Annotated in this window: 11 protein-coding genes; 2 read left to right on the top strand and 9 right to left on the bottom strand. The window is 71.2% G+C overall.

Features of this window, described 5'->3' with window-relative positions; genetic code table 11:
* Positions 1-23: 23 nt before the first annotated feature.
* From ACFQSB_RS03880 to ACFQSB_RS03860, 5 genes are all read right to left on the bottom strand, one after another.
* The gene (locus tag ACFQSB_RS03880; protein WP_380824245.1) at positions 24-1,499 is read right to left on the bottom strand and encodes a S1 family peptidase; all 1,476 of its coding nucleotides are present in this window, start codon (positions 1,497-1,499) and stop codon (positions 24-26) included.
* Positions 1,500-1,778: 279 nt separating this feature from the next.
* A complete protein-coding gene (locus tag ACFQSB_RS03875) occupies positions 1,779-2,159 on the bottom strand; it encodes a hypothetical protein (RefSeq protein WP_380824243.1) in 381 nt (126 codons plus the stop codon).
* Between the two features lie 397 nt (positions 2,160-2,556).
* On the bottom strand, positions 2,557-3,012 hold the full coding sequence (locus ACFQSB_RS03870; RefSeq protein WP_380824242.1) for a hypothetical protein: 456 nt from the start codon (positions 3,010-3,012) through the stop codon (positions 2,557-2,559).
* A gap of 2,640 nt (positions 3,013-5,652) precedes the next feature.
* Entirely contained in the window at positions 5,653-5,823 is a 171-nt protein-coding gene (locus ACFQSB_RS03865) for a hypothetical protein (RefSeq protein WP_380824240.1), read from the bottom strand.
* A gap of 635 nt (positions 5,824-6,458) precedes the next feature.
* Positions 6,459-6,656 (bottom strand): transposase, encoded by a 198-nt coding sequence (locus ACFQSB_RS03860; RefSeq protein WP_354851071.1) that lies wholly within the window; start codon positions 6,654-6,656, stop codon positions 6,459-6,461.
* 459 nt (positions 6,657-7,115) lie between these two features.
* On the opposite strand from ACFQSB_RS03860, the gene ACFQSB_RS03855 reads away from it, so the two are divergent.
* Positions 7,116-7,817 (top strand): hypothetical protein, encoded by a 702-nt coding sequence (locus ACFQSB_RS03855; protein ID WP_380824238.1) that lies wholly within the window; start codon positions 7,116-7,118, stop codon positions 7,815-7,817.
* Positions 7,818-7,985: 168 nt separating this feature from the next.
* A complete protein-coding gene (locus tag ACFQSB_RS03850) occupies positions 7,986-8,744 on the top strand; it encodes a protein phosphatase 2C domain-containing protein (RefSeq protein WP_380824237.1) in 759 nt (252 codons plus the stop codon).
* Positions 8,745-8,959: 215 nt separating this feature from the next.
* On the opposite strand, the gene ACFQSB_RS03845 is transcribed toward ACFQSB_RS03850, so the two are convergent.
* The 4 genes from ACFQSB_RS03845 to ACFQSB_RS03830 form a co-directional block, all read right to left on the bottom strand.
* Positions 8,960-9,409: an NUDIX hydrolase gene (locus ACFQSB_RS03845; RefSeq protein WP_380824235.1), complete on the bottom strand. Its 450-nt coding sequence runs from the start codon at positions 9,407-9,409 to the stop codon at positions 8,960-8,962.
* 13 nt (positions 9,410-9,422) lie between these two features.
* On the bottom strand, positions 9,423-9,977 hold the full coding sequence (locus ACFQSB_RS03840) for an SDR family oxidoreductase (protein WP_380824234.1): 555 nt from the start codon (positions 9,975-9,977) through the stop codon (positions 9,423-9,425).
* Between the two features lie 96 nt (positions 9,978-10,073).
* Entirely contained in the window at positions 10,074-11,339 is a 1,266-nt protein-coding gene (locus tag ACFQSB_RS03835; RefSeq protein WP_380824233.1) for a class I SAM-dependent RNA methyltransferase, read from the bottom strand.
* The gene (locus tag ACFQSB_RS03830; protein WP_354851053.1) at positions 11,336-13,348 is read right to left on the bottom strand and encodes an APC family permease; all 2,013 of its coding nucleotides are present in this window, start codon (positions 13,346-13,348) and stop codon (positions 11,336-11,338) included. Before ACFQSB_RS03830 ends, ACFQSB_RS03835 begins: the two co-directional genes overlap by 4 nt.
* Positions 13,349-13,443 lie beyond the last annotated feature (95 nt).

Genomic DNA, 13,443 nt, shown 5'->3' with positions numbered 1-13,443 from the left:
CTGGGATCCATGCACATGGGCCGCTACGGGGCCCGGTAAGCCAGCGAGTAGGAGCCGGACCCGCTCGCGGCGTCCACCCGGTAGCGGTAGTAGCCCGCCGTCCCGGTGTAGCCGATCCTCTCGTCGGGGTTCGGTCCCGCGGCCGAGGCGACGGTGACCCAGCTCCGGCCGTTCCACTTCTGCAGGTGGAGATCGAAGTCGGCGCCCTCTGGACCGTCCAGGCAGGCCGAGTGCACCCCGCTCACGGCCGAGTTGTAGTAGAGGTCGTCCGGCTGGTAGGCGTACCGGCCGCCGGTCAGGGAGCCGGTGACGGTGTGCGGAAAGCCGGTGCAGGCGCCGGTGGTCGGCGGCGGGTTGCCGGCGGTGGTCACCAGACTCAAGCCGTAGGCCGACAGGATCGGGTTGACCGGCTGGAAGTAGCCGATCCCGCCCGAAGTGCAGTTGCCCGCCGCGCCGGAGGTGACTCCCTGCGCCTGGTCGATGGAGATGAAGGGGCCGCCGGAGTCACCGGGCTCGGCGCAGACGCTGGTCCGGGTGAGCTCGTAGACGGTGCCCTGGGAGTAGGTGACGCTGGTGTCGCGCTGCTGGATGATGCCGCAGTGCCAGCCGGAGGTCGAGCCGGACCGGCACACCGAGGCGCCCTCGATGGCCTCCCTGGCCCCCGCGACGTTGACCACGCCGCCGCTGCCGTCCTTCACCGATGGCCTGGGCGTCCAGTTGCCGTTGACGCCGACCCAGGAGAAGTCGCCGACGGGGAAGACCGACGCCTGGAAGGTGCCCTGGGCGACCCGGTTGAAGCCGAAGGTCGCCTGGCCCGCCCTGCCGCAGTGACCGGCGCTGACGAACCCCTTCTGGGTGCCGCGCACGACCGGGAAGCCGATCGAGCAGCGGGTCGTGGTCCCGATGTAGTAGGCGTCACCGCCCATCAGGTCGTAGAGGGGCCGGGGCCGCTCGGCGGACGCCACGACCCGCACCGCCGATCCGTCCAGTCCGATGCTCCTGATGACGTCATGGGTCTTGCCGGGCTCCTCGGACAGGACCGTGACGCTGTTGGTGCGCACGTCGACGAAGCGCACGCCGCCCACGGTGGCGGGATGGGCGGGCAGTGCGGCGTCGAGCTTGTCCTTGATCATGTTGAGCTGGGCCAACGACCCGCTGACCACCTGCGGCCGCGCGCCGGCCGCGAGGATCTGGGGGATGTCGGCGGAGCTGGTGGTGGCGACCATGAGCGTCTGGGCGGTGGCCCCCGTGAGCCAGGACCCGCCGTAACGGTCACCGAGTCCGCGGGCGAGCCGGGCCGCGATCGGTGTCAGGCGGATCTCGTTGAGCATGCGGGCCTCGGCCTGCGCGGCGGTGAGATGAAGGTCGCGCTGCAGTGCCTCGATCATGCCCGGCAGCGGTCTGTGGGCGCCCGCGGTGACCGCGGTGACCGCGACGCCGGCCGTCCGGGGCTGGGCGACGGCCGGAGTGGCCGCCACGACAAGCGCGCTGACCGTCAAAGCGCATCCCATGAGGGCTGTGCGTCCGCACGACATGATCTCTCCTCGACCTCGACCGCCAGAGCAGGGGGAGATCGCCGCGCACCGCTCGAAGATCACCGGATGCGCGCTACGCCACCTTAAGGCAGCTCATGGCGATCAGGGCTGAAAGGCCCCGCGCCACGCCGGAAGCGATCGCTGAGACGATCGACGTACCGGACCGCATCCGGCACAAAAGTGAAGGCGGCGCTTCCACGAGTACGACTCGTGAAAGCGCCGCCTGTCTTCCTGCTAGGCAGGTCAGAGGCCGAGACCCAGCCCCAGGCCGAGGCCCAGGCCCAGGCCGCGGCCGCCGCCGCTGCCGTAGCCGACGCCGACGCCGTAGCCGCCGCCGGACCCGTAGCCGGCCCCGTAGCCGTAACCGGCACCGTAACCGGCGCCGTAGCCGTAGCCGGCCCCGTAGCCGACGCCGTAGCCGGCGCCGTAGTAGCCGCCCGGGCAGGCGGAGCCGATGACCGTCGGGACCACCGTCGGGACGACACCGACGCCACAGGGGCAGCAGTTGGCCCGAGCGGAGGTCTTGGCGCTCTTCGCGTGCACCGCGTCGGCGGAGGCGGCGGCGGCCGGGGCGATGACGGCCATACCGACGCATGCCGTGGTGACCAGAAGGCGGCGAATCATTCTTGAATTCTCCCTATTAGTAAATCGCCGCAACAGCCCGTCCGTACGCGGACTGCGTTGAACGGCGATTACCGAATGTGACCGCTCAGAGAGTACCCAACGCCCGATCAGCCATAAGGGTGCGAGAGAGTCAGATGACGGTAAAGTTAGAGGCGCCGCGACCAATAGCGCCTTCGCTCAACGCAACGCCTTGCCAGGGGGATCCACGTGGCTTCCACCGGGCATTTCCACAAAACCACAGGTCATGGCCATGATCACGAGGTGGCATACCCTCGGCTCGGGCCCTCGCGCCGAATGCCCCCGCATCCGGCGGACGCGTCTATCCCAATTCACCGGTAGCGCGACAGATCACGACATAACATTCTCACTCCGGCCGGCCGAGAGGAAATCCGGTCTTTCACGGCGACCCCCGGAATGCACCTACGCCAGATATCCCATAAATCGCGATCCGCAGCCGACTGATCCTCCGTGGGCCCTCAGCATCGTCCGCGACCACGGATCCGAAGAAAGGCGAAAAGCAAGGGCGAAGGCCCCCGATCATCGCCGCCACTGTCACCGTCACCACCGCCGCCGCCACCGCCACCACCACCGTCACCGCCACCGTCACCGCCGCCACCGCCGTCACCGCCGTCACCGCCACGGTCGCCGCCGCCACCGCCACGGTCGCCGCCGCCACCGCCACCGCCACCGCCGTCACCGCCACGGTCGCCGCCGCCACCACCACCGCCACCGCCACCGCCGTCACCGTCACCGCCGCCGTCACCGCCGCCGCCGCCACTGTCGCCGTCGTCACCGTCTTCGTCGGCAGTGGCTCGCCTTCGGGCGGCTGTCGGGCGGCCGGTTCGGTGACCACATGCGTTCACCAGGTGCGGCCCTCCACCCCGGTGTGTGCTGGAGGGGATCGGCGCCGGGTCGGCGGGTCGTCGTACGGCCATGCCGGCGCCGGCTACGGCGACCGACCGGTGAACGTTCGCGGACAGCCAGCCTGGAGCTGGTGCGGCCGATCGCACCTCGGTCGGGGCCGGGGAAGGGCGGCCACCCGGCGAAGGCGGACGGTCACGCCGCACTGGCTGCACGCAGGTGTTCCGGGCCCGTGGCGAGCATGGCCCAGGCCGAGTTGGAGCGGTGGGGGCAGGGGCCGGGCGCCCGCGACGTCCGCGGTGTCGCGGGGGGCACAGGAGGCCGGGAGCGGTGACCCGGCTCGCATCGGAGTACCGGCGACGCCCGCCGCTGAAGGCACGCCGGGCCTCCACGGCCCGGTAAGAGCAGGACAAGACGTCCAAGCCTGGTGAGGGCACGCCGGATGTCCACGGCTCAGAGAGGACACTCCGGACGTCCACGGGTCGGCGGGCGAGACCGCCGGGGCCGCTGCTCGACAGCCGGAACTCCTCGCACGCACGAAAGAGGTGTGCGCCGCTCGCGGCGCACACCTCTTCGGTTCATCTCAGTTGGCGGGCATCGATGGCGGTCAGCCGCACACGGGGTAGGCCACCCCGTACCCCAGTGCTCCCGGACACGAATCCGGATACACGGTGAACCCGGTGACCTGCGGGGCGACGACCGGGAAGACCGTCAGACCAGAAGGGCCGGAAATGCCGGAAGGACCGGGAGGGCCGGCGGGACCTTCGGGACCGGCAGGGCCCTCCGGACCTTGCGGACCCACAGGACCGGCAGGGCCTTCAGGACCGGCAGGACCCCCCGGACCCTCGGGACCTTGGGGACCCGCAGGGCCCTCGGGACCAGCGGGACCCGCAGGACCGGCAGGACCGCCGGGACCCTCAGGACCGGCGGGGCCCTCCGGACCCGCAGGACCGGCGGGACCTTCAGGACCGGCAGGACCCCCCGGACCTTGCGGGCCCGCAGGACCGGCAGGGCCTTCAGGACCGGCAGGACCCCCCGGACCCTCGGGACCTTGGGGACCCGCAGGGCCCTCGGGACCAGCGGGACCCTCAGCCCCCTCGGGACCGGCGGGTCCCTGAGGACCGGCGGGGCCGGCGGGACCCTCAGGACCTGCGGGACCTTGCGGACCGGCGGGACCTGGGGCGCCGTCCGTCCCCGGTCGTCCCGGGAAACCCCTGGGTCCGGGCAGTCCGGGCGGACCGGGAGGACCGGGAGGACCGGCGGGACCCGGCGGCACCTTGCAGAGTGATTGGGGAAGACCGAGCCAGGCGCACAGCGGGATCGCGCCGGGCGCGACCGGGGCGGCCTGCGGCCTGACCACCTGAACACTCGCCGGCGGGCAGAGCGTGGGAACACAGGCGCGTTGAGCCACGAAATGGCCCCACATCGGTGCTCCGTAGTATGTGCCGCTCATCGTATAGTCGATGACCGCCTGACCTGGTGGCCAGGGGGTCTTTGCCTCGGCACCTGCCACGGCAGGTGAGTAAACGATAACGACCCCGGCGAGCGCGCCGCTCAGCAGGGTCCGTTTCATCAATGTAGCCACTCTTCATTCTCTCCTCGGAATTCGAGGTGAAGCGCTCGCACGCGCGGCTCTTTGCCAGGATGATGATGTCATTAAGTTCGCTTTCCCCGTCCGGCCGGATCTCCTGCCCGACATCGCGGACTTCTCCGCCCGACCCGTCGATGAGCGCCGCCGCAAGCTCGTCATATCGATATTCGCGGCGTGTCGCCCTGATTGCACGGATCAACGGTCCTCGCGAAATGCCACCGCTCACTTCTCCGGCGTGGCCATGGAAGCGCAGGACAGCTGAGCGGTCGCGAGGCGCCGGCCGGTGAAGTGCCGCACGCGCCGCGAAGTCGTGCACAGGCGGCCGACGGCGCCGAACACCCGGAAAACGCGCCGCGACGTCGGCCGCTCACAATGCCGGGCCGCCGGTGCGGCGTTCGCGACGGCTCCCGGAGGTCCTCGGCGGATGCCCCGATTCCGATGACCGCACGTCAGACTGGACATCCTGTCCGAAGGCGCTCGAAACCGCATCCGGGCGATCCCGGTTATCTCACGGCGAGAAGGACATCGAATTCCTGGTTCTGCGCGCCGTTCGTCGCGGCGTGGGGCGGATGTCATAATGACGCTTCCCGCCGAAAGGGCCGGAAGCGTCGGCCTTCGCCGGTTGACGCCTCGGGAATAGGTCGCGTGCTCACGGGAGATACCGTCCAGCGCCGGTCCGACCGTCACGGTCCCGGCCAGGCGGTCCCGGCCAGGCGGTCCCGGCCAAGCGGTCCCGGGCCCTTCCGACGTCGCATCGGAGACCATTGCCTGCGTCTCCACAAAAAGCGTATTCGACCAGAAGCGCCTACGTTCCCGACAATCGGTACATAGCGCTGGGTAGGGTTCGCGGCAGCGGGGCTCTGTTCAGGCAACCGCCATTCTTACTGTTTCCTGGTCCCGGTGATGGCGTGGCTGCCAATGGATTCCGGCCGCCGAATGCGACGATCCCGGTAGGCCGCGAGGCCTGTCACGAGATACCGGCGAATCCACGGTTGCCCGGCGGGTTCGCGCGGGGGTTGCACCGGGGGAACCAAGAAGGGTTCAGGGATTCATCATGATCCGAATATCGTTCGTCATCACGGCGGCTCTGGCGGCGCTGCCGTTCTCCGCGTTGACCGCCTCGGCCAACGCGGGCAGCCTTGCCGCCGCCGGGTCTACGATGGCGCCGGCATCGTCCGCCACGGCTTCGGCCCCGAAGGCCCCGTGCTCCAAGCAAGGCTGCGGCGACGTAGTGTGCCCGCCCGGCTACACCTGCGTGTACTCGCCCAAGCAGTGCTTCACGCTGCCCTGTCCGCAGTATGAATGCGTCGCCGTCGGAGGCGGCTATCCCGTGACCCCTCCGTACGTCCTGCCGTACCCGTATCCGTACCCCTACCCGTACTCCCGGCCGGGCTGGTGGCCAAGGCCGTACCCGCACTACCCGAGGCCGATCCCCGGTCCGCACTACCCGTCAGGGCCGCGACCGCACATCCTTCCGGCGCCGGCCCTGCCGATCGCCGGCGGCTCGCAGGGGCCGAGCCAGCCGGGCGTGCGTGACGCGCAACTTCCGATCCAGCAGCCACCGGGCCGACCGGGCGTATAACGGCCCCTCGGGCCCGGCGCCGGCCACGTGCCTCACTGGCACGTGGAAGGTCCCTCGCGATCCGGCGACCCGGCGACGGCTTGACCGGGCGAGCCGTGAAGCACCACGGTGAGCGGGCGCGTACGACCAGCTCCTGATCACCAATGGGCAAACGGGGCACGCGGATGTGCGGCCGCTTCGCGACGATGTGGTTCCACCGAGGACCCGATCCGAGCGAGCGGCCGCCAGGGTCCCGGCCACCGTCTTCTGGTACGGCTCCCGGTACTCAGTTCCGGCCGCCGGCGGCTGCCTGCGGCAGGATGACCAGCTCGACCAGCTCGTCCAGGTCCACGATGGACGCCACCTCGGCGACCGAGCGGCAGTAGGCGATCAGCACTCCGTGCTGGCGCACCCGGAGCAGCGTGTGGCCGTCCAGCCTGATCGGCTCGACCTCGTATCCCTCTCCCCCGACCCATTTCGACATGCCGGAAATGATAAGAAACCGCAGGTCAAGGCGCAGCAAAGCCCTTCGTCGCCCAGATTCCCCGCTCGCCCGTGGCAACACGCCTCGCGCGGGGATTCGCGAGCCCGCCCACGGGTAGCGCCAGAGTTGACCGGACATCCCAGGGACTTCGCGTTCGGGCCGTAGGAGGAACGCGTGCAGCGACATGGACGGCCCCCACACCAGCAGGGCGATGTCACGCGGGTCCATACGTCCGAACAGGCGAAGACAAAACCGGCCCAGCCGTCCGGACGAAGAGAAAGCGAGCCGATCGGGCCGCCCGGACAAGGCGAGAGCGAGCCGAACCGACCGCCCGGGCACGCAGAGGACGCGCAGGTCCAGCCGTCCGGACGAGGCGAGAACACGCCGATCCGGCCGTCCGAGCCGATACGCCCGCTCGGGCGCGAAGACGGTGGGCCGGTCCGGACGGTGGTGGCGGCGGTGGCCGGCGGAGCGGCGGCGGTGTTCCAGGCGGTGGCACGGCTGCGGCACGGGCGTCCGCTGCACCCCGACGGGCTGGTCTTCGACGCCACGCTCGCCCTGCACGGCGCCTCCCGCCGCAGGGGCGCCGCCTTCCTCGACGAGCCGGCGGACCTTCGAGGCGTCGCCCGCCTGTCCCGCGCCGCCGGCCTGCCCCCTCCCCTGCCCGACATCCTCGGCCAGGCCCTGCGCCGGCGGACCTCCGCCGCCTCCGACGACGGCACCGGTGAGGTCACCGCGGAACTCCTGCTCGCCACCACAGGGCACACCCTGCTTGGCCGCCGCCTGCTGCGCCCCGCGACCAGATGGTCGCCCGGCATGTACGGTTCGCTCCTCCCGTACGCGGCCGGCGGCGGTCATGTCCTGCTCGGCGCGGTCGCGAGATGGCCCGGCCCGCCGGCGGGCCTCGCGGCGCTCAGACGGGCCGCGGAGGCAGGTCCACTGCGGTTCGACCTGGTGGTCGCCTCCCCTCTCGGCCCCTGGGAGCGGTTCGGGACGCTGACGCTCACCGGCCCCGCCCGGTCGGACGCCGCTGAGCCGACCCGCTTCGACCCCGTTCGCAACCCCATCCCCGGCCTGCCCCCGACCGGCCTGCTCCAGTGGGCCCGAGGCCCCATCTACGGCGCCAGCGAGCGCGTCCCGGACCACGACGCCCTCCCATGACGCCCTCGTCCTCACCTGACTCGCCGGCACCGGTCGCGGCCGGCGACCGTCTCCTCGGGCCCGAGCGCGTCCCGGCGGTCCTGGCCCTTGCCGTCGCGGACGCATAATCGGTGACAGGCGGCACGCCGTGCCGGCCTGGCCGGCGTCCGATCTCAGGTGAGGAGTCCCTTGCACGTCACCTTCTCCACGGCGGCCGCTCCCGTCCCGGGCCGCCGCAATGAGGACCTGGTCATCGCCGGGCCCGAGTGGGTCGCCGTGCTGGACGGGGCCACGGCCGCGGCCGGGGTGGATTCGGGATGCCGGCACGACGTCGCCTGGTACGTCGCCCGGCTGGGCGCGGGGCTGGCGCGCGGGCTCGCCGCCGAGCCGGACGCCGGCCTGCGGCAGATCCTCGCCGCCGCGATCGGCGAGGCGATGGACGCCCACGAAGGGGCATGCGACCTGGCGAACGCGGACTCGCCGTCCTCCACGGTGGCGATGGTCCGGAGGCGCGCGGAAATGCTGGACTACCTGGTGCTGTGCGACTCGCCGGTCGTGTTGCACAGCAGGGACGGCGTGGTCACGGTGATCGACGACGACCGCATCGACCACCTGCCCGGCGGCCGGCCGTACAGCCTGGCGCTGGTGCGCTCGGTGCGCAACAGGCCGGGCGGGTTCTGGGTCGCCGGCGCGCTCCCGGAGGCGGCCGGCGAGGCCGTGGCCGGCTCGGTGGAGGCCGCCGGGCTGAGCGGCGTCCTGCTGGCCACCGACGGCGTGACCCGCCTGGTCGAGTGGTACGGCCACACCTGGGAGCACCTGGTGCGGACCGCCGCCGGGGCCGGGCCCGCCGAGCTGATCAGCCAGGTGCGCGAGGCTGAACGACGCCATGGCGTGCCCGGCCGGGCCAAGCCCCACGACGACGCCACCGCCGCCTGGGCATCCTGGTAACTCCGCTCACCGTGCCAGCCCCTTTACAAAGTACGTACCAGCAGGGGCGAACCAGGCCCAACCGCCACCTATTGCGATGACCACCTACGTTCCCCGGCTACGACTCTGCGCCCCGGCACCGCGGCCGCCGACGACAACGCGCGCATCACCGGCGCCCGGCGGTTCCCGCCCCGCCAGGAGCGGAGGCGTTTGCGTCGTTCGGCTGTGGTCGACCCTCAGGCGGGGTGGGGCGAGCATACGTCGGCCAGGCCGAACAGCTCGGAGGCATGCCGGCTGAGCAGGTCACCTATCGACTCCGGCTTGAGCGCGATGCGCGCGAGGGCTGAGGGGGTGAGTGGGATCTCCTCGACGATGTAGGCTCCTCGCGCGGGGTCGGTGAACTCCGGGCCGGAGCGGCGCGCCGGGTCCCAGTGGTCGATGCGGGCGAGGAAGAAGTACTGCCGCTCGCCGTTGATCTCCTCGACGTGGATGAGGGAGTGGATGCGGGCGCAGCCGGCGAGCTCTTCGTGGATCTCCCGGGCAAGCGCGTCCTCCAGCGTCGCGTCCGCCTGCTCGACGCCCCCACCGGGGAGCACCCAGTACGGCTCGACGTCAGGGCGGATCCGTTTGACGGTGAGCAACATGCCGCTGGGGGTGACCAGGACGGCCCGTACGCGATCGGTCATGGATCACCTCCTTTCAGTGCAGTAGGTACCCGCCGTCGACGTGTACGGACTGCCCGGTAACGAAGCAAGCACCGGGCCCTGCGAGCCACGTTACAGCTCCGGCGACATCGTCAGGCTGGCCACGCCGGGGCAGGCACTGGCGTGCGATCTGCTGGTCCGGTGCGGTGCGCTGGTCGGCGGGCAGGCGGGTTTCCCGCTCGACCTGGATGGGTCCGGGGATCACGATGTTGACCGTGATGGCGTGGGGGCCGAGCTCGCGAGCCAGGGACCGGGTAAGCCCGATCAGGCCGGCCTTGGCCGCTGCGTAGGCGGCCAGGCCGGGGCGGCCGGAGCGGGCAGTGATCGACCCAATGGTGATGACGCGCCCTCTGCGCCGGGTCACCATACCCGGGGTGAACGCCCGGGTGCACCGGTAGTGCGCGGTGAGGTTGAGATCCACCGCCCGGCTCCCAGAACCTGATGAGGGCGTGGAGGTAAAGCTGCTCTCATCGATGGTGGCCTCACCGTCGCCACACAGGGTGAAGGTGTTGATCTGCGGGTCATCGCCGCCGGTCACCTTGTACGTCACCTCGTACTCGGCGTCCTGGGGCAACGACGCGCCCCCGTACCCATAGCCGGGCACCCATGCCGACTGATGGCGTGGTACATCGCTGCTGGTCAGACCCTAGGTCACATCTTTTACCAGGAGGACCACGGTTTCGACGTGGTGGGTCATCGGGAAGGCGTCGAAGGCGCGCAGGTCGACGGCGGGGTAGCCGTGGTCGGCGAACCAGGACAGGTCGCGGGCCAGTGTGGCGGGGTCGCAGGAGACGTAGACGATGCGGCCGGCGTCCAGGCCGGCGACCCGGCCGACCACGTCGCGGCCGAGTCCGGTGCGCGGCGGGTCGACGACCACCACGTCGGCCCGCTCGACGCCGAGCCGGTCGAGGGTGTCCTCGACACGGCCGCGCTCGACGCGCGCCTGCGGCAGGTCGCGCAGGTTGTGGCGGGCGTCCTGCACGGCGCGCGCGTCGGACTCGATGCCGAGCACGGCGCCCTCGGGACCGGCCGCCTCCGCCAGGGCCGCCGCGAACAGCCCGACGCCGCAGTAGAGGTCGAGCGCCCAGTCTCCAGGCCGGACGGCGGCGTACTCCAGGACCGCCTCCAGCAGCACGCCCGGCACGCCGGGATGGACCTGCCAGAAGCCGCTGCCGGTGACCCGGAAGTCGCGTCCGCCGGCCCGCTCGGTGAGCGCCGTGCGCCCCCGCACGGCCCGCGCCTGGCCCCGGCCCTCGTCGACCAGCACGTAGGCGTCGGCGCCGAGCTCGGGCACCGCGACCGTGCGGTGGGTCTTGGGCGTGACGACGACGGCCCGCTCCCCCGTCGAGGTGGCGATGGCCTCCACGGCGGCGGCGCCGCGCCAGTCGGCCCGCTCGACGCCCACGCGCTCGACCTCCTTGTGGGCGATCAGGCAGGCGTCGACCGGCTCGATCTCGTGGGAGCGGTGGCGGCGCAGGCCGGGGACGCCGTCGGGGGTGACGGCGAACTGGACGCGGGTGCGCCAGCCGAGGCCCCTGACCGCGCCGGGGACCTCCTCGACGTCGACCTTCATGTCGATGCCGGCGAGCCGCTGGAGCTGCTCGGCGACGACCTCGCCCTTGAGGCGGCGCTGGGCCTCCAGGGTGGCGTGCTGCCAGTCGCAGCCGCCGCAGCGGCCCGGCCCGGCGAACGGGCACGGCGGGGTGACGCGGTCGGGCGACGCCTGGAGGATCTCCACGGCGTCGGCCCGCAGGAACCGCGTGGTCTCCTCGGTGACCTCTGCCAGCACCCGCTCACCTGGCAGGGCATGGCGGACGAAGACCACCCGGCCCTCGTGCCTGGCGACGCACCATCCCCCGTTGGCGACGCGCTCAACATTGAGTTCGATCGGCACTCCGGTCCCCCCGCTCACGTCTTGACCTGGTCATCCTTACGAGCCACAGCGTACGGCCGGCGCACCGAGCCGGGGGCGAACGTCTCCGGACGGCCCCGGAGCCGGTCGGAGGAGGCCAGCTGCCACGGCACGCTGGTGACCATCACGCCCGGCTGGAAGAGCAGCCTGCCCTTCAGCCGCAGCGCACTCTGGTTGTGAAGCAGATGTTCCCACCAGTGGCCCACGACATACTCGGGGATGAACACGGTGACGACATCGCGCGGCGACCGGCGCCGCAGGCTCTTGACGTATTCGAGCACCGGCCGGGTGATCTCGCGGTACGGCGAGTCCAGGACCTTCAGCGGCACCGGGATGCCCCGCTCCTCCCAGTCGGCCTGCAGTTGCCGGGCCTCGTCGGGGTCCACCGCGACGCTGATCGCCTCCAGTTTGGAGGGGCGCGTGGCGCGCGCGTACGCCAGGGCGCGCAGCGTCGGTTTGTGGATCTTGGAGAGCAGGACGATGGCGTGGTTCCTGGCCGGGAGCATGGACTCGTCGACCTCGTGCTGCTCGGGCACGGTGAGCTCGGTTGCGACGTTGTCGTAGTGGCGCCGGATGCCGCGCATCATGACGAACAGCACGACCATGGCGGCGCAGGCGATCCACGCGCCGTGGGTGAACTTGGTGATCAGGACGACCACCAGCACCAGGCCGGTCACCGTCGCGCCGAAGGCGTTGATCACCCTGGACCGCTGCATCTGCGCGCGCTTCTTGGCCTCGTCCTCGGTGCGCAGCAGCCGGTTCCAGTGCCGCACCATGCCGGTCTGGCTGATGGTGAAGGACACGAACACCCCGACGATGTAGAGCTGCACCAGGCGGGTGGTCTCGGCGTGGAAGGCGTAGATCAGCAGGCCCGCCATGGTGGCCAGGATGATGATGCCGTTGCTGAAGGCCAGGCGGTCGCCGCGCGTGTGGAGCTGGCGCGGCAGGTAGCGGTTCTGCGCCAGCACCGAGGCGAGCACCGGGAAGCCGTTGAAGGCCGTGTTCGCGGCGAGCACGAGGATCAGCGCGGTCATCGCCGTGATGAAGTAGAAGGCGGGGGTGAAGTTGCTGAACACCGTCTGGGCGACCTGCGCGATCACCGGGGCCGGGTTCTCCACGGGCCTGCCCGACCCGTCGAGGAGCGTGCTGCCCTGGGAGGGGTCGGCGAACTTGGCGCCGGTGACGTAGGCCAGGGCGGTGATGCCGACGAACATCGTCGCGGCGAGCGCGCCGAGCGCCAGCAGCGTGTTGGCGGCGTTCTTGCCCTTGGGCTTCTTGAAGGCCGGCACGCCGTTGCTGATGGCCTCGACGCCGGTCAGCGCGGCGCAGCCGGAGGAGAAGGCGCGCAGCAGCAGGAAGATCAGGGCGAAGCCGCCCACGCCGACGCTCTCACCGGTGACGGTGTAGCCGGCCGTGGGGGCGGTCAGCTCGGTGCCGAGCGCCAGCCGCACCCCACCCCAGATCATCAGGCCGAAGACGCTGAGCATGAAGGCATAGGTGGGGATGGCGAAGGCCAGGCCGGACTCCCTGATGCCCCGCAGGTTCATGACGGTCAGCAGGGCGACGACCACGATGGCCGCCGCGACCCTGCGGTCGGCCAGGAAGGGCAGCGCCGCGCCGAGGTTCTCCACGCCGGAGGAGACCGACACCGCGACGGTGAGCACGTAGTCGACCATGAGCGCGCTGGCGACGACCAGGCCCTGGTTGTTGCCGAGGTTCTCGGTGGCCACCTCGAAGTCGCCACCGCCGCTGGTGTAGGCCCGCACATTCTGGCGGTAGGAGGCGACCACCGTCAGCAGGATCACCACGACCGCGAGGGCGATCCACGGAGTGAAGTGGTAGGCCGCGATGCCGGCGATGCCGAGGGTGATGAGGATCTCCTGCGGGGCGTACGCCACCGAGGAGAGCGCGTCGCTGGCGAACACCGGCAGCGCGATGCGCTTGGGCAGCAACTGCTCGTGGGCCTGCGCGCTTCGAAGGGCGCGGCCCACGAGTAGTCGCTTGACCATATCTGCAACCTTGACCACGAGTGACGATGCTAGTCCTCAGGTGCGGTGCGCATCACATGGCGCTCCCAGAACCGGCCATACTTGGCCTGGTAGCT

This window comes from Sphaerisporangium rhizosphaerae (genome assembly GCF_042665155.1).
Lineage (GTDB): Bacteria > Actinomycetota > Actinomycetes > Streptosporangiales > Streptosporangiaceae > Sphaerisporangium > Sphaerisporangium rhizosphaerae.
The sequence above is the reverse complement of the archived record's forward strand: the minus strand, read 5'-3'. Positions and strand labels throughout refer to the sequence as shown.

What these genes read in the sequence shown, in the direction of transcription:
- ACFQSB_RS03875 (WP_380824243.1), bottom strand. Translation starts at nt 2,159, where the DNA reads ATGATTCGCCGCCTTCTGGTCACCACGGCATGCGTCGGTATGGCCGTC.
- ACFQSB_RS03860 (WP_354851071.1), bottom strand. Translation starts at nt 6,656, where the DNA reads ATGTCGAAATGGGTCGGGGGAGAGGGATACGAGGTCGAGCCGATCAGG.
- ACFQSB_RS03845 (WP_380824235.1), bottom strand. Translation starts at nt 9,409, where the DNA reads ATGACCGATCGCGTACGGGCCGTCCTGGTCACCCCCAGCGGCATGTTG.
- ACFQSB_RS03830 (WP_354851053.1), bottom strand. Translation starts at nt 13,348, where the DNA reads ATGGTCAAGCGACTACTCGTGGGCCGCGCCCTTCGAAGCGCGCAGGCC.